The 15,386-nt window shown below is 61.0% G+C and carries 13 protein-coding genes; 3 read left to right on the top strand and 10 right to left on the bottom strand.

The window, feature by feature from the left end:
* Positions 1-264: 264 nt before the first annotated feature.
* From WBB95_RS13175 to WBB95_RS13165, 3 genes are all read left to right on the top strand, one after another.
* A complete protein-coding gene (locus WBB95_RS13175) occupies positions 265-540 on the top strand; it encodes a polyhydroxyalkanoic acid system family protein (protein ID WP_424487975.1) in 276 nt (91 codons plus the stop codon).
* Between the two features lie 105 nt (positions 541-645).
* Positions 646-1,068 carry a phasin family protein gene (locus WBB95_RS13170; protein ID WP_424487974.1) on the top strand — a complete coding sequence of 141 codons (423 nt, stop codon included), beginning with the start codon at positions 646-648 and terminating at the stop codon, positions 1,066-1,068.
* 12 nt (positions 1,069-1,080) lie between these two features.
* Complete coding sequence (locus tag WBB95_RS13165) at positions 1,081-2,082, top strand: phasin family protein (protein WP_424487973.1); 1,002 nt, start codon at positions 1,081-1,083, stop codon at positions 2,080-2,082.
* A 98-nt stretch (positions 2,083-2,180) separates the two neighbouring features.
* On the opposite strand, the gene WBB95_RS13160 is transcribed toward WBB95_RS13165, so the two are convergent.
* The 10 genes from WBB95_RS13160 to WBB95_RS13115 form a co-directional block, all read right to left on the bottom strand.
* Positions 2,181-2,801, bottom strand: coding sequence for a TetR/AcrR family transcriptional regulator (locus tag WBB95_RS13160; protein WP_424487972.1), 621 nt, complete (start codon positions 2,799-2,801; stop codon positions 2,181-2,183).
* A gap of 27 nt (positions 2,802-2,828) precedes the next feature.
* The gene (gene phaC, locus WBB95_RS13155) at positions 2,829-4,511 is read right to left on the bottom strand and encodes a class II poly(R)-hydroxyalkanoic acid synthase (protein ID WP_424487971.1); all 1,683 of its coding nucleotides are present in this window, start codon (positions 4,509-4,511) and stop codon (positions 2,829-2,831) included.
* Positions 4,512-4,611: 100 nt separating this feature from the next.
* Positions 4,612-5,457 (bottom strand): poly(3-hydroxyalkanoate) depolymerase, encoded by an 846-nt coding sequence (gene phaZ / locus WBB95_RS13150; RefSeq protein WP_424487970.1) that lies wholly within the window; start codon positions 5,455-5,457, stop codon positions 4,612-4,614.
* A 166-nt stretch (positions 5,458-5,623) separates the two neighbouring features.
* On the bottom strand, positions 5,624-7,303 hold the full coding sequence (gene phaC, locus WBB95_RS13145) for a class II poly(R)-hydroxyalkanoic acid synthase (protein ID WP_424487969.1): 1,680 nt from the start codon (positions 7,301-7,303) through the stop codon (positions 5,624-5,626).
* Positions 7,304-7,551: 248 nt separating this feature from the next.
* Complete coding sequence (locus WBB95_RS13140; RefSeq protein ID WP_424487968.1) at positions 7,552-7,929, bottom strand: gamma-butyrobetaine hydroxylase-like domain-containing protein; 378 nt, start codon at positions 7,927-7,929, stop codon at positions 7,552-7,554.
* Positions 7,930-8,107: 178 nt separating this feature from the next.
* On the bottom strand, positions 8,108-9,445 hold the full coding sequence (gene hslU, locus WBB95_RS13135; RefSeq protein WP_424487967.1) for an ATP-dependent protease ATPase subunit HslU: 1,338 nt from the start codon (positions 9,443-9,445) through the stop codon (positions 8,108-8,110).
* A gap of 37 nt (positions 9,446-9,482) precedes the next feature.
* Positions 9,483-10,013: an ATP-dependent protease subunit HslV gene (gene hslV, locus WBB95_RS13130; protein WP_017738857.1), complete on the bottom strand. Its 531-nt coding sequence runs from the start codon at positions 10,011-10,013 to the stop codon at positions 9,483-9,485.
* A gap of 255 nt (positions 10,014-10,268) precedes the next feature.
* Positions 10,269-10,970, bottom strand: coding sequence for an SPOR domain-containing protein (locus WBB95_RS13125; protein WP_424487966.1), 702 nt, complete (start codon positions 10,968-10,970; stop codon positions 10,269-10,271).
* Between the two features lies 1 nt (position 10,971).
* Positions 10,972-12,708, bottom strand: a complete 1,737-nt coding sequence (argS, locus tag WBB95_RS13120) for an arginine--tRNA ligase (protein ID WP_424487965.1) — start codon at positions 12,706-12,708, stop codon at positions 10,972-10,974.
* Positions 12,709-12,912: 204 nt separating this feature from the next.
* Positions 12,913-15,132, bottom strand: coding sequence for a primosomal protein N' (locus WBB95_RS13115; RefSeq protein ID WP_424487964.1), 2,220 nt, complete (start codon positions 15,130-15,132; stop codon positions 12,913-12,915).
* Between the last annotated feature and the right edge of the window lie 254 nt (positions 15,133-15,386).

Raw genomic sequence — 15,386 nt, 5'->3', positions numbered from 1 at the left:
GATAATCCCCATGACCTGCTTTGTCTTGGCAAGGCTCAACTGTAGTGAGCGGGCTTGCCCCGCGCTGGGTGGCGAAGCCGCCCCAAAAAGGACGCCGCAGTGTTTCAGAAAGACCGAGGTGCTTGGGTTTGGGGCCGCTTCGCAGCCCAGCGCAGGGCAAGCCCGCTCACTACAGGTAGAGAGGCATAGGGGTAAGATGGGCGACCACCGAGACCTTTTGCCGCATAGAAGGTATCCAAACAGCTATAAAGAGGAGTCATTGCAATGGCCCGTATTACCGTTGAACGTGCACACACCTTGGGTAAGGAAGGCGCGCGGGCGAAGGCCGAGAAGTTGGCGAGCAAACTCAAGGAGCAATATGGCCTGGAACCGTCGTGGTCCGGCGATACCTTGAACCTCAAGCGCTCGGGGGTTAAAGGCACGGTACTTGTCGCCGACGATTCGCTGCGCATTGATGTGGAGTTGGGCCTGTTGATGTCGGCCATGAGTGGCACCATCAAGTCTGAAATCGAGAAAGCGCTGGACAAGGCGCTGGCCTGATTCACCTCTTCTTAGGGTGCCGATTCTAATTTTTCTGCCTACTTTGTGCCCAAGCCCTCAACTCCTGCGGGCCGTTCCTCCCCCCAATTTTGCGTGAGGTGCACCATGGCCAAAGTTATTTTGAAGAAAAAAATCGACATTCAGTCCACTGCCCTGGGTGACGTTAAAAGCTATGCCCGCAAGATCTGGCTGGCAGGACTTGGCGCCTATGCCAAGGTCGGCAGCGAAGGCAGCGAGTACTTCAAAGAGCTTGTTAAGACAGGTCAACATGTTGAAAGTAAAGGCAAAAAAGTTGTGGTTGAACAACTTGATGCCGCCAACAGTCAGATTGACCAAGTAAAGAGCAATGTCTCAAGCGTCAAAGGTTTGGTTGAAGTTCAACTGGATAAAGTTGAAAAAGCTTTTGACTCGCGTGTTGCAAGTGCCTTGAATCGGATCGGCATTGCGTCTAAACATGACGTTGAGACACTCTCTGCTAAGCTCGAAGAGCTGACGACATTGCTAGAACGTGTCGCGCGTAAACACTAAGGAGACATCGGGATGGCTGTTAAAAAGACTACTCAGAAAGAAGGCAGCTCGTGGGTCGGGGAAGTTGAAAAATATTCCCGTAAGATCTGGCTTGCTGGTTTAGGCGTGTATTCGAAGGTTAGCAGTGACGGCGGCAAATACTTCGAGACTTTGGTCAAGGACGGCGAAAAGGCCGAGAAGTTGACCAAGAGCACGGTTGGTAAAAAAGTTGAAGCGGCCAAGGCAACTGCCGGTTCTGCCAAGTCGAGCATTTCTGACACCTGGGGCAAGTTGGAAGAAACTTTCGACAAGCGCCTCAACAGTGCCATTTCGCGATTGGGCGTGCCAAGCAAGGCGGAGCTGAAAACGCTGCACGGCAAGGTCGATATCTTGACCCGGCAAATTGAAAAACTGACCGGCGCCAAAGTGACTCCGGTGAAAACGGCCGCTGCAAAACCGGCTGCCAAACCTGCCACTAAAACCGCTGCTGCCAAACCTGCGTCCAAAACCGCAGCCAAGCCTCTGGTGAAAGCGGCTGCCAAGCCCGCGGCCAAGGCACCGGCCAAAGCGGCGGCTAAACCTGCCGCCAAGCCAGCTGCGAAAACTGCAGCCGCCAAACCGGCTGCCAAGCCTGCCGCCAAGCCAGTGGCCGCTAAAGCAGCTGCCAAGCCGGCAGCTAAACCCGCCGCCAAGGCCGCCGCAAAACCCGCCGCAAAACCTGCGGCTAAAACCGCAGCGGCCAAACCTGCAGCCAAGCCAGCCGCTGCGAAGCCTGTGGCCAAGCCTGCCGCCGCTAAACCCGCGGCCAAGCCTGCTGCTGCAAAACCAGTGGCTGCCAAGCCTGCGGCAAAACCCGCCGCCGCGAAGAAGCCAGTAGCCGCCAAGAAACCCGCAGCGCCAAAGCCTGCCATTGCGGCCAAGCCTGCAACGCCGACACCGGCTGCCTCTTCAGCCAACTCGGTTTCTGCACCGACACACGCTGCTGCAACCTCGACTGCTACGCCGGTAACCCCGACGCCATCCAGTCAGTCCTGATTTTTTCAGGGCACAAAAAAATGCCCGGCCTGCAAAGGTCGGGCATTTTTTATGGTGATTTTATGCAAGCCCGCTCCCACACAAGCCTTCCCACATTTTTAATCAATGTCATCCAGGTATTTCAGGGCGAATTTCTCGGTCGCCAATCTGGCCGGCATCAACAGGTGCGGTGCCACCAGCATCATGATCTGGTACACCACCACGCGCACCTCGCCTTCACGGTCGAGAATCCTCTGGTAGTCCAGGAAAAACAGCAGGGTCATGGTGATCTGTTCCACCAGTTGCCCCAGCGCCTGGGTACCGCTGACCAACTGCCCCGAGGCCTTTAACCGCGCCAGCAACGACGCCAGCGTGCGCTTGAGTGCCGTGAGCAAGTTGCGGATGCCTTTGGCCAATTTCGGCAGGCGCCCCGCCAGGTTCGACAGGTCCTGGAACAAAAACCGGTAATGAGCCATGCGCTCGACAATCAGGTGCAGGAACAACCAGTAGTCTTCAGGCTTGAGCTGCGCATCTGCCGGCGGGTCGAGCAGCGGCGCCAGTTCGCACTGAAAGCGCTCGAACAACCCCAGCACCAACGGCTCCTTGCCATGGAAGTGGTAGTAGAGGTTGCCGGGGCTGATCCCCATTTCATTGGCCACCTCCATGGTCGACACGTTCGGCTCGCCCTTCTGGTTGAACAACTGCAGGGCACATTCAAGGATACGGTCGCGGGTCTTCATCCAGTCTTCTTAATGTGATCGTTGAGCTCAGCGCACTCGCACGTAAGTGCCCGGCGCCGCTTCCATCGGTGGGTAATTCTGGTTGCCCAGGGCGGTGAGGGTTTCGCGCTGTACGCCCGAGCGCTGCTGAATCCATTCCAGCCATTGCGGCCACCAGCTGCCTTCGACGTGGTTGGCGTCGTAGTACCAGGCGCGCGGGTCGCTGCTCAGCTTGAGGTTCTCGACGTAGTTGGCTTTGGGGTTGCCCGGCGGGTTGAGGATGCTCTGGATGTGCCCGCTGTTGGACAGCACAAAGCGTCGCTCGCCACCCAGCAATTGTGTGGAGCGGTACACCGCATCCCAGGGCGTGATGTGGTCGTTGATACCGGCCACGCTGAAGCTGTCCACCGTGACCTTCTGCAAGTCGATCGGCGTGCCGCACACCTCCAGGCCGCCCGGATGGCTCAACGGGTTGTGCTTGAAGAAGTCCAGCAAGTCGCCGTGCAGCGCGGCGGGCAGGCGGGTGTTGTCGTTGTTCCAGTACAGGATGTCGAAAGCCGGCGGTTCCTTGCCCAGCAGGTAGTTGTTGATCCAGTAATTCCAGATCAAGTCATTGGGGCGCATCCAGGCAAACACCTTGGCCATGTCGCGGCCGTCCAGCACGCCTTGCTGGTAGGAGCGGCGCTTGGCGGCTTCCAGGGTTTGTTCGTCGGCAAACAGCATGGCGGGGCTGTCGATCTGGCTGTCCAGCAGGCTCACCAGGTAACTGGCGCTGGAGACCCGACGCAGCTGGCGCTTGGCTTGCAGATGGCCTTGCAGCGCGGCAATGGTCAGGCCGCCGGCGCATGCGCCCATCAGGTTGACCTCGCGCGCGCCGGTAATCGCGCGGCACACGTTGAGTGCTTCTTCGAGCGCCGCCACATACGTGGACAGGCCCCATTCGCGGTGGCGCACATCCGGGTTGCGCCAGCTGACAATAAAGGTCTGCAGCCCGTTTTTCAGCGCGTACTGCACGAAACTGTTGGCCGGGCTGAGGTCGAAAATGTAGTACTTGTTGATTTGCGGCGGCACCACCAGCAGGGGCTTGGCGTACTGCTTTTCGCTCATGGGCTTGTACTGGATCAACTCCAGCAGTTCATTGCGAAACACCACGGAGCCCGGGGTGGTGGCCACTGTCTTGCCAACCTCGAAGGCGTGTTTGCTCACCTGGCGCGGCAGGCCATTGTTGTGCAGCAGGTCTTCAAACAGGTTGCTTGCGCCGCGTATCACGCTGTTGCCGCCGGAATTGAGCAGCTCTTTGATGGCGAGTGGGTTGAGCAGGGTATTGGATGGCGAGACGGCGTCGTTGAGCAGGGCGAAGGCGAAGTGCGCACGGGCACGGTCATCGGCGCTCAGTGCGCTGTCGTCGATCCAGTGCCGCGTTTGTTTCTGCCAGCTCAAATAGGCCTGCAGGCTGCGCCGGTAAAACGGGTTGAGCGTCCAGGTGGGGTCGACAAAGCGGCTGTCATTGGGGTTGGGTTCATGCACGGTTTCGCCCAGCAAGATGCGACCCAATTGCCCGCCGAAAGCCAGGGCATGACGGGCGGTGTGCACCGGGTTGCGCAAACCGTGGGCGGCGACGCTGCGCAGGGTCGACAGCAGATCCCGACCGCGCAGGCCGGTGATCGCGTTTTGCGCATTGATGAACGCGGCAGGGGTGGGCGCCGGGTTCGTCACGGGTCTTTCTCGCATGAGCCAACACTCCTTCGTCAAACCATCAACAGGCACGCCAATTCAGAACCATAGTCGGTTTTGCCCAAGTTGCGCGGCAGGTCGTCCTGACCTTGAACCTCTAGATTGCGGGTCGCGGGTGAATCACGGCGCGCAGGCGCTCCTCTTCGAGAAACTTCATGATGATCGGCGCCACGGCCTCGGCCCGGGTGATCAGGAACAAGTGGCCGTCATCGATGATGTGCAGCTGTGCGTTGGGAATGCGCCAGGCCAGCATGCGCATGTTGATCAGCGGGATCAGCGGGTCGTCGTCCCCCGCCAACACCAGGGTGGGTTGGCGGATCTTGTGCAGCCAGTGAATGCTGGTCCAGCCCAGCCCCGCAAACAGCTGCCAGTAGTAGCCGAGCTTGCCGGCCGAGCGCACTTTGCTGGCGTGTTCGGCGGCGAGTTTTGCGTCGCGGCGGAACGAGCCGCCATAGATCATCGGTGCAATGCGCACCACGTGGGACGGTTGGATATACCGCCGTGGGCTTGCCATCAGCCACAGCACCTTCGGCTTGCCCGGCACCATAAAAGCCCCGGCCGCCGTGGCCGCCAGGATCAGCTTCTTGCAGCGTTCCGGGTAGTCATAGGCAAACTGCTGCGCCAACGCGCCGCCCCAAGACACACCCACCGCGTTCACCTGGCCATAGTCCAGGTAATCAAGCATGCGTGCGGTGAGTTTGGCCAAACCGGGGAAACGGTAGGGCCGGTTGGGCGTCGAGGAACCGCCCACGCCCGGCACGTCGAAGGCGATCACTTCCAGGTCCGGGTCCAATGCCTGGACGAACGGAAACACCAGCTCAAGGTTGGCGCCGATGCCATTGAAGATCAGCAGCGGCGTCAAGTGAGGCTTGCCCGGGCGTACCGCCGTGCGAATGGCTTGGCCATCCAGGTCGATGGTACGGAAGATGAACGGTTGCGGCATGCTCAAGCCCTGTGAAGTGGCGGTACTTATTGGTAAGACCTCGGTACATGTGGGAGCAGGCTTGCCTGCGATAGCGATCTATCAGTTAGCTCATCTACTCGCTGCCCCACCGCTATCGCCGGCAAGCCAGCTCCCATATTGACCTCATTCCAACCGCAAAATGTGTTTAGCGTTCGTGTACATAAGTACCCGGCGCAGCCTCAGCTGCGGCATAGGTTTTGTTACCCAAGCTTGTAGGTGCTTTCTTCAACTTGCCCGCCCGCTCCGCCTGCCATGCCTGCCAATGCAGCCACCAGGAGTCAGTGTGCTTGGTCGCGTTCTCCTGCCACTCCAGCGCCTTGCCCGCAAGGCCGTCGCTGGTCTGGTAGCGCGCCTTGGGGTTGCCCGGCGGGTTGAGGATGCTCTGGATATGCCCGCTGCTGGACAGCACGAACTCGACCTTGCCGCCAAACAGCTGCGCCGACTTGTAGCAAGACTGCCAGGGCGTGATGTGGTCGTTGGTGCCGGCCAGTGAGTAGATATCGGCGGTGACCTGCTTGAGGTCGATCGGCGTGCCGCACACTTCCAGGGCGTTGGCGCGCACCAGCGGGTTGTTCTTGAACAGCTCGATGAGGTCGCCGTGGAAGGCGGCGGGCAGGCGCGTGGTGTCGTTGTTCCAGAACAGGATGTCGAACACCGGCGGCTCGTTGCCCAGCAGGTAGTTGTTGACCCAGTAGTTCCAGATCAGGTCATTGGGGCGCATCCAGGCAAACACCTTGGCCATGTCGCGGCCTTCGAGCACACCGGCCTGGTAGGAATGGCGCTTGGCCGCCTCCAGGGTCTGCTCGTCGACAAACAGCGCCACCTGGGTGTCCAGGGTGGTGTCCAGCACGCTCACCAGCAGGGTCAGGGCGTTGACCTTCTTCTCCCCCAGCGCGGCGTAGTGGCCGAGCAGCGCGGTGCAGGTGATGCCGCCGGAGCAGGCGCCGAGCATGTTGATGTCTTTGCTGCCGGTAATTGCCGTGACCACATCCACCGCTTCCTTGAGCGCTTCGATGTAGGTCGACAGGCCCCACTCGCGCTGGGCCTTGGTCGGGTTGCGCCAACTGACGATAAACGTCTGCTGGCCATTGCGCAGGCAGAAGCGCGCCAGGCTTTTTTCCGGGCTCAGGTCGAATACATAGAATTTGTTGATCTGCGGCGGCACCACCAGCAGTGGGCGCTCGTGCACCTGCTCGGTGATCGGCTTGTACTGGATCAGCTCCAGCACGTCGTTGCGAAACACCACGGCGCCCTCGGTGGTGCCCAGGGTCTTGCCCACTTCAAACGCGCCCATATTGACCTGGCTCGGCATGCCGCCGTTGTGCACCATGTCTTTCGCCAAATGGGACAGCCCGTCGAGCAGGCTTTTACCGCCGGTTTCAAAGAAGCGTTTGACCGCCGCCGGGTTGGCCGCACTGTTGGTGGGGGCCATGGCTTCGGTCATCAGGTTGATCACGAAGTGGCCACGGCTGATGTCCTGTTCCGACAGGTTGCTGTCGCCGATCCAGTCGTGCAGCTCCTTGCGCCACGCCAGGTAGGTTTGCAAATAACGTTTATAGAGCGGGTTCTGGCTCCACGCCGGGTCATGGAAGCGACGGTCGTCGCCCTCCGGCACCAGCTGTGATTTGCCGAACATCACGTTCTTCAATTCGACGCCAAAGTGGGCGACATGCTTGACGCTGTGCAACGGTTGCTTGATGGCTTGGGTCAGCACCATCTTCGCCGAGGCGAGTAAGTCCTTTTTACGTAACGCGATGATCGGGTTCAGCCCCAGGGTGTTTTCCGAGGCCTGGCGTTTCAAGTCATCGTTATTCTTGTTACTCATCTACGACGCTCCATTGTCCGAAAGACGAGTACCGGCGATTGCTGCGCACCCAATTTCGATACACAACACAAGCCAGGTACGCGACTCGGGTGACCGTTGATACCGCATCGTCAAATGCAGGGAACTTGCCAGTTCCATTGGTTACCCGAGTTTAATTTTTTTCGCAAGCGGGCCAATCGTTGGCCACGAGACAGGGCATTCAAGCAGATGAAATTAGAAAATGCCCTCTAAAGAGCGAGAAGCCTGGGCTAGAGCATCAGCCGCACGACCGACTGGCTCGGGTCGCGGGTTTTTCCGGCGGCTTTGAGTTCGGCCAGGTAGTCGGCCCACAGCGCGTCCTGACGCACGGCCAATTGGTAGAGGTAGTCCCAGGTGAACAGTCCGCTGTCATGCCCGTCGTCGAAGGTCAATTTCAGTGCGTACTGACCGGCCGGTTCTATCTTGGTCAACCGAACGTTGAGCTTGCCGAATTGCAGGATGGGTTTGCCGTGGCCCTGCACCTCGGCGGAAGGCGAATGGGTGCGCAGCAGTTCAGCGGGGAGCTGGTAGACCTCGTCGGGCCCGTAGGTGAGACCGAGGGTGTTGGAGTTTTTGTGCAGGTTTACAGCGGTGGGGAATGTGGTCATTGGAGAAGATCCTGAAGAAACCGGCTTCAAATAGGGGAGCAGGTTTATGTGGGCGCTGGCTTGCCTGCGATGGCGTCACTGCGGTGTAACTGAAGCACCGAGGTGTCTGCATCGCAGGCAAGCCAGCTCCCACACAAGCCAGCTCCCACATTAAAAGCAAAGCGGTCCTGAGTAAGGCTTACAGGATATAACGAGACAGATCTTCGTTCTGCGCCAATTCGCCCAGGTGGCTGTTGACGTAGTCGGCATCGATCTTGATCGCTTCGCCATTCTGCGCGCCGGCCATGTCGCCGGCGCTGAAGGACACTTCTTCCAGCAGGCGCTCAAGCAAGGTGTGCAGGCGACGGGCACCGATATTCTCGGTCTTCTCGTTGACCTGCCACGCGATCTCCGCCAAACGCTTGATACCGTCCGGCAGGAACTCGATGGCCAGGCCTTCGGTTTTCAGCAGTTCGCGGTATTGCTCGGTCAACGAAGCGTGCGGCTCGCTCAGAATGCGCTCGAAGTCGCCAGGGGTCAGCGCCTTGAGTTCTACGCGAATTGGCAGACGGCCTTGCAGCTCCGGCACCAGGTCGCTTGGCTTGCTCAGGTGGAACGCGCCGGACGCGATAAACAGGATGTGGTCGGTCTTGACCATGCCCAGCTTGGTGTTCACGGTGCAGCCTTCGATCAGCGGCAGCAGGTCGCGCTGCACGCCTTCGCGGGACACATCGACGCCGCCGGAATTACCACGCTTGGCCACCTTGTCGATCTCGTCGATAAACACGATGCCGTGCTGTTCGACCGCTTCCAGGGCCTTGGCCTTGAGTTCTTCCTCGTTGACCAGGCGCCCGGCCTCTTCGTCACGCACCAGTTTCAGCGCGTCCTTGACCTTGAGCTTGCGGGATTTTTTCTTGCCCTTGCCCATGTTGGCGAACAGGTTCTGCAGCTGGCTGGTCATTTCTTCCATGCCAGGCGGTGCGGAGATGTCGACGCCGGAGACTTCGGCGACTTCGATCTCGATTTCCTTGTCGTCCAGCTGGCCTTCACGCAGGCGCTTGCGGAACAGCTGGCGAGTGTTGGAATCCGAGCTTGGCGCGGCGTCTTCGTTGAAACCCATGCGTGCCGGTGGCAGCAGGGCGTCGAGGATGCGGTCTTCGGCGGCGTCTTCGGCGCGATGGCTGACCTTGGTCATCTCCTGTTCGCGCAGCAGTTTCAGCGCGGCGTCGGCCAGGTCACGAATGATCGACTCGACATCACGGCCCACATAGCCGACCTCGGTGAACTTGGTGGCTTCGACCTTGATGAACGGGGCGTTGGCCAGCTTCGCCAGGCGCCGGGCGATCTCGGTTTTACCGACACCGGTCGGGCCGATCATCAGAATGTTCTTTGGCGTTACTTCAACGCGCAGTTCTTCCGGCAGTTGCATCCGGCGCCAGCGGTTACGCAGCGCAATGGCAACGGCGCGCTTGGCATCGTCCTGGCCGATGATATGGCGATTAAGTTCATGGACGATTTCGCGGGGAGTCATGGACATAGTGTTTGGCGGCCTCAAGCGGGAATAAGCCTACGGCTTACTCGGCGAGGTCCTGCTCCTCAATGGTCAGATTGTGGTTGGTGAACACGCAGATATCGCCCGCGATGCCCAGGGCAGTCTCGACGATTTCGCGGGCCGACAGGTCGGTTTTCTTCAACAGTGCGCTGGCTGCGGCCTGGGCGTAGCCGCCGCCGGAACCCATGGCGATCAGGCCGTTTTCCGGCTCAACCACATCGCCGTTGCCGGTGATGATCAAGGATGCGTCTTTGTTGGCGACAGCCAGCATGGCTTCCAGGCGGCTGAGGGAGCGGTCGGTACGCCATTCTTTAGCGAGTTCGACGGCGGCGCGCACGAGGTGGCCCTGATGTTTCTCAAGCTGGCCTTCGAAACGCTCGAAAAGGGTGAAGGCGTCGGCAGTGGCGCCGGCAAAGCCCGCGAGAACCTGGCCGTGGTACAGGCGACGGACTTTTTTCGCGTTGCCTTTCATCACGGTGTTGCCCAGGGAAACCTGGCCGTCGCCGCCCATGACGACTTTGCCGTGGCGACGTACTGAAACGATGGTGGTCAAGGGGAGAGTCTCCACGCAGCGGGGCGAAAATGCCCTGATGGAACTAATATGGGGGTGGCGGGGGGGATTTCAACCTTGGGCGGTTGGGGCGGACGAGTGGTGTTTATTGGTCTGACAGATTTTTGAGAACACCCCGAAACCAATGTGGGAGCTGGCTTGCCTGCGATAGCGGTGTGTCAGTCACAGAAAATATTGACTGATATACCGCTATCGCACGCAAGCCAGCTCCCACATTGACGCAGTGTTGGCTGCGAATCAGCGGCTCTGGCGTTGTTGTAACAACAGGTTGCTAAACCCTGCGCCGGCCAATTGCTTCTGTGCCACGGTCAGCTGTTCACGGTTGCTGAATGGCCCCACCAGCACGCGATACCAGGTCGCGTCCTTCACCGTGCCGGACTCCACCGTCACCGCTTGGCCGAGCAGAATGATCTGCGCCCGCACGCGGTCCGCGTCCGCCTGCTTCGGGAACGAGCCCGCCTGCAGGAAGAACTTGGTCACCGGCGCAGCCTTGGTGGTCGCGACCGGCGGCGGTGGCGGCGGGGTGATCCCGGCCAATGCAGCCTGCGCGCGTGCCGTGTCGATTTTCGCCGCTTCCGCAGGCGTAACCGGGGTGGTCGGCACTTGTGGCGTCGGCAGGGTTTTCTCCGGCACGGCGTCAGGCGGCACGATCACTTCCGATTCCGGCAGCAGCGTGTAGAAGTCGTACTTCGGCTTCACCGGTGCAGTCGGGCTTGGCGCCGTCTTGTTGGCCTCGGCTATTTTCGTGGCCTTCAGTTGCTCTTGCTTGACGCGTTTGACGTCATCGCCCTTGCCCGGCTCCAACTTCATCAGGATCACCACAAACGCACCGACCGCGAGGCCGATCGCCATCCACAGCCAGCCTGGAATGGGCTTCTTCGCCGGTGCCTGATAGCGGCTGGCGCCGCGCTTGGGTGCAGGTTTTTTCTTGGCAGCCAACTTACATACGCTCCAGGGTTTCCAGGCCTAACAGTTCCAGGCCTTGCTTGAGGGTCCGTCCAGCCAATGCGGCGAGGCGCAGGCGACTTTGTTTTTGGGCTTCGTCGTCGGCGGTGAGTATCGGGCAGTTCTCGTAGAAGCTGGAGAACAGGCCGGCCACTTCGTACAAATAGGTGCAGAGGATGTGCGGCGTGCCTTTCTCGCCGACGCTGTTCAGCACTTCGCCGAATTGCGCCAGTTTGGCGGCCAGATCCTGTTCATGCGGGGCTTGAAGGTTGATGTGGCCTTCGACTTCGCTGAAGTCCTTGCCCAGCTTGCGGAACACACCGGCCACACGGGTGTAGGCGTACAGCAGGTACGGCGCGGTGTTGCCTTCGAAGTTGAGCATCAGCTCGAAGTTGAAGCTGTAGTCGCTGGTGCGGTGCTTGGACAGGTCGGCGTATTTCACCGCGCCAATGCCCACCACGCGGGCGATGTTGCGCAGGTCGGCTTCGGCCAGCTCCGGGTTTTTTTCCTTCACCAGGTTGTAGGCACGTTCCTGGGCTTCGTTGAGCAGGTCGATCAGCTTCACGGTGCCGCCGTCGCGGGTCTTGAACGGGCGGCCATCGGCGCCGTTCATGGTGCCAAAACCCATGTGTTCCATGTGCATCGGGTGAGTGATGAAGCCCGCGCGGCGCGCCACTTCGAACACTTGCTGGAAGTGCAGGGCTTGGCGCTGGTCGACGAAATACAGCGCGCGGTCGGCTTTGAGCACGCCGCTGCGGTAGCGCACGGCCGCCAGGTCGGTGGTGGCGTAGAGGTAGCCGCCATCGGCCTTGACGATGATCACCGGCAGTGGCTCGCCGTCGGCGGTCTTGAAATCTTCGAGGAACACGCACTGCGCGCCGTTGCTCTCGACCAGCAGGCCCTTGGCCTTGAGGTCGTTGACCACGTTGATCAGGTCGTCGTTGTAGGCGCTTTCGCCCATCACGTCGGCCATGGTCAGCTTGACGTTGAGCAGCTCGTAGATTTCCTGGCAGTGGGACAGCGAGATCTCACGGAAGCGGCCCCACAGTTCCAGGCACTCCTTGTCGCCCGCTTGCAGCTTGACCACCAGGCCCCGGGCACGGTCGGCGAATTCTTCGGACTCGTCGAAGCGCTTCTTCGCCGCGCGGTAGAAGTTTTCCAGGTCCGACAGCTCGTTGCTGGTGATCGGGTTTTCCTGCAGGTAGGCCATCAACATGCCGAACTGCGTGCCCCAGTCACCTACGTGGTTCTGACGGATCACGTCGTCGCCGAGGAATTCCAATACGCGCGCCACGCCGTCGCCAATGATGGTGGAGCGCAGGTGGCCCACGTGCATTTCTTTGGCCAGGTTCGGCGCCGACAGGTCAATGGCCACGCGTTGCAGCGGGCCCGCCTTGCGCACACCGATCTTGGCGTCGGCCAAGGCCGCGTCCAGGCGCGACGCCAGAGCCTGGGTGTTCTGGAAGAAGTTGATAAAGCCCGGGCCGGCGATTTCAGCCTTGGTGACGCTCTCGTCAGAGGGCAGGGCGGCAATGATTTTTTCCGCCAGGTCGCGCGGCTTCAAGCCCGCAGGCTTGGCCAGCATCATCGCGATGTTGCTGGCGAAGTCGCCGTGGGTCTTGTCGCGGGTGTTTTCCACCTGGATCGCCGGCGTCAGGCCTTCAGGCAACACACCTTCGTTGACGAGTTGGGTGATGGCTTGTTGGATCAGCTGGCGAATGGTGTCTTTCATGGTGTTCTCTTTCGACCGCAAGCGGCGGCGCGCGATGCGCAGGTGGAAAAACTGGGCATTATCCGTGGCGAGGGCGGGCTTGCCAACCGTTCAGACCAGATGGCGGACCCGCGGACCTCATCGCGGGCAAGCCCGCTCCCACATTTTAATGGGTGAATACTTCTACATGTGGGCGCTGGCTTGCCTGCGATAGCGATTTTGCAGTCAATACAAATCTACCGGGTCCACATCCAGCGACCATCGCACTTGCCGGCCGCTGGGCATTTGCTCCAGGGCAAGCAACCAGCTACTTAACAGCCGATGCAGCGGCGCGCGCGAGGTTGCCTGCAAGAGTAGCTGAGCGCGATAACGCCCGGCGCGGCGCTCCATGGGCGCGGGTACCGGGCCGAGCAATTCGATGCCGGTCAGACCCAGTTCGCCGAGCAAACGTTCGGCGGCGCTGCACGCTTCATCGAGGAAACCCTCGGCCTGCCCGGGTTTGTGCGCTTCAGCCCGCAACAGGGCCAGATGAGAGAAGGGTGGCAAACCGGCGGAGCGACGTTCGCTCAACGCCTGTTCGGCGAAGGCGAAATAGCCTTGTTCGGTCAGCTGGATCAGCAGCGGATGGTCGGCCAGGTGCGTCTGGATAATCACCTTGCCCGGCTCTTCGGCACGCCCGGCGCGGCCTGCGACCTGCACGATCAACTGCGCCATGCGCTCGCTGGCGCGGAAGTCGCCGGAAAACAGGCCACCGTCGGCATCGAGGATCGACACCAGCGTTACCCGGGGAAAGTGATGCCCTTTGGCAAGCATCTGCGTGCCGACCAGGATGCACGGCTGGCCCTTCTGGATCGTGGCAAACAGCTGGTTCATCGCGTCTTTGCGCGAGGTGCTGTCGCGGTCGACGCGCAGCACCGGGTAATCGGGGAACAGAATGCCCAGGCGTTCCTCGGCGCGTTCGGTGCCCGCGCCAACCGGGCGCAGGTCCACTTTGCCGCATTGCGGGCAGTGGCGCGGCACCCGTTCCACATGGCCGCAGTGATGGCAACGCAACTCGCCATGGCGCTGGTGCACGGTCATGCGTGCATCGCAACGTTCGCACTCGGACATCCAGCCGCAGTCATGGCACAGCAGCGTCGGTGCAAACCCACGGCGGTTGAGAAACACCAATACTTGCTGGCCGGCGGCGAGGGTCTGGCCGATGGCTTGTTGCATCGGCCCGGAAATGCCGCTGTCCAGCGGGCGACTTTTCACGTCCAGGCGCAGGAAGCGTGGCTGCTTGGCGCCACCGGCACGCTCGTTCAGGCGTAGGAGGCCATAACGACCGGTGTAGGCATTGTGCAGGCTTTCCAGGGAAGGCGTGGCCGAGCCCAGCACAATCGGGATGTCTTCCTGGCGCGCGCGTACCAGGGCCAGGTCGCGGGCGTGGTAACGCAGGCCTTCCTGCTGTTTATAGGAGCCGTCGTGCTCCTCGTCGATGATGATCAGCCCGGGGTTTTTCATGGGCGTGAACAGCGCCGAACGCGTGCCGATAATAATGTCGGCCTCGCCGTCGCGCGCGGCCAGCCAGGACTCCAGGCGCTCACGGTCGTTGACCGCCGAATGCACCAGGGCGATGCGCGCGTTGAAGCGCTGTTCGAAACGCGCCAGGGTTTGCGGGCCCAGGTTGATTTCGGGGATCAACACCAGCGCCTGTTTGCCGGCTTGCAGGGTTTCGCGGATCAGTTGCAAATACACTTCGGTCTTGCCGCTGCCGGTGACGCCGGCCAGCAAGAACGCGTGGAAGCTGTCGAAACCTGCACGAATGGCCTCGTACGCCGCGCGCTGCTCAGGGTTGAGCGGCAATTCCGGCTGGGCCAGCCAATGTTCATGGCGCGGGTCGGGAGCGTGCTTACGGATTTCCACCTGCACCAGGCCTTTGGCGAGCAACAGGTCGAGGCTGTCTTTGCTCAGCATCAGCTTGCTTAACAGCTGGTGGGCGACGCCGTGCGGGTGTTGGGCCAGGGTCGCCAGGGCTTCACGCTGGCGCGGGGCACGGGCAATGCGCGGGTCGTCGAAGCGCGCGCCGGGAACCATCGACCAGAAGCGCTCCTGGCGCGATTCGGCCAGCTCGCCCTGGCGCAGCAGCACCGGCAGCGCCCAGCTCAAGGTGTCGCCGAGGCTGTGTTGATAATACTGGGCGGTCCACAGGCACAGCTTAAACAGCGCGGGCGGCAGCGGCGGCGTGGCGTCGAGGATCGCCAGGGCGGGCTTGAGCTTTTCCGCCGGGACTTCGCTGTGGTCGGCGACTTCCACCAGAATGCCGATCATCTCCCGGCGCCCGAACGGCACACGCACACGCATACCCGGCTGCAACTGCGCCCGCAGCACGCCGGCCGGGGCACGGTAATCGAACAGGCGGCGCAGGGGCGAGGGCAGGGCTAGGCGCAAAATGGCGTCGGGCACGCGGGGGGTCTCTTATAAAGGCAGGCGGTGGCGCAGGGGCGGGAGCCTAGCAGACCCGTGGTGGAGGTGTCCCGTGTCTTGGGGTGGGGGTTGGTCCGTTATTTGCGTTATGGCGGCTTTATGGTTCCGCCCTTACGGCGGGTCACTTTTGAAAGGAGCCCAAAAGTAACCAAAAGGCTCTTGCCCCTCCACTCGGTGCCTCGCCTAGGCTCGGCATGCCCGCACGCAGACTTGAATCCGTGGGCCGCCGCCCC

The sequence above is a fragment of the Pseudomonas sp. genome, from assembly GCF_049645325.1.
In the GTDB taxonomy this organism is placed as follows: Bacteria; Pseudomonadota; Gammaproteobacteria; order Pseudomonadales; family Pseudomonadaceae; genus Aquipseudomonas.
Note: the sequence above shows the minus strand (reverse complement) of the source record. Positions and strands in the feature narration are given on the sequence as shown.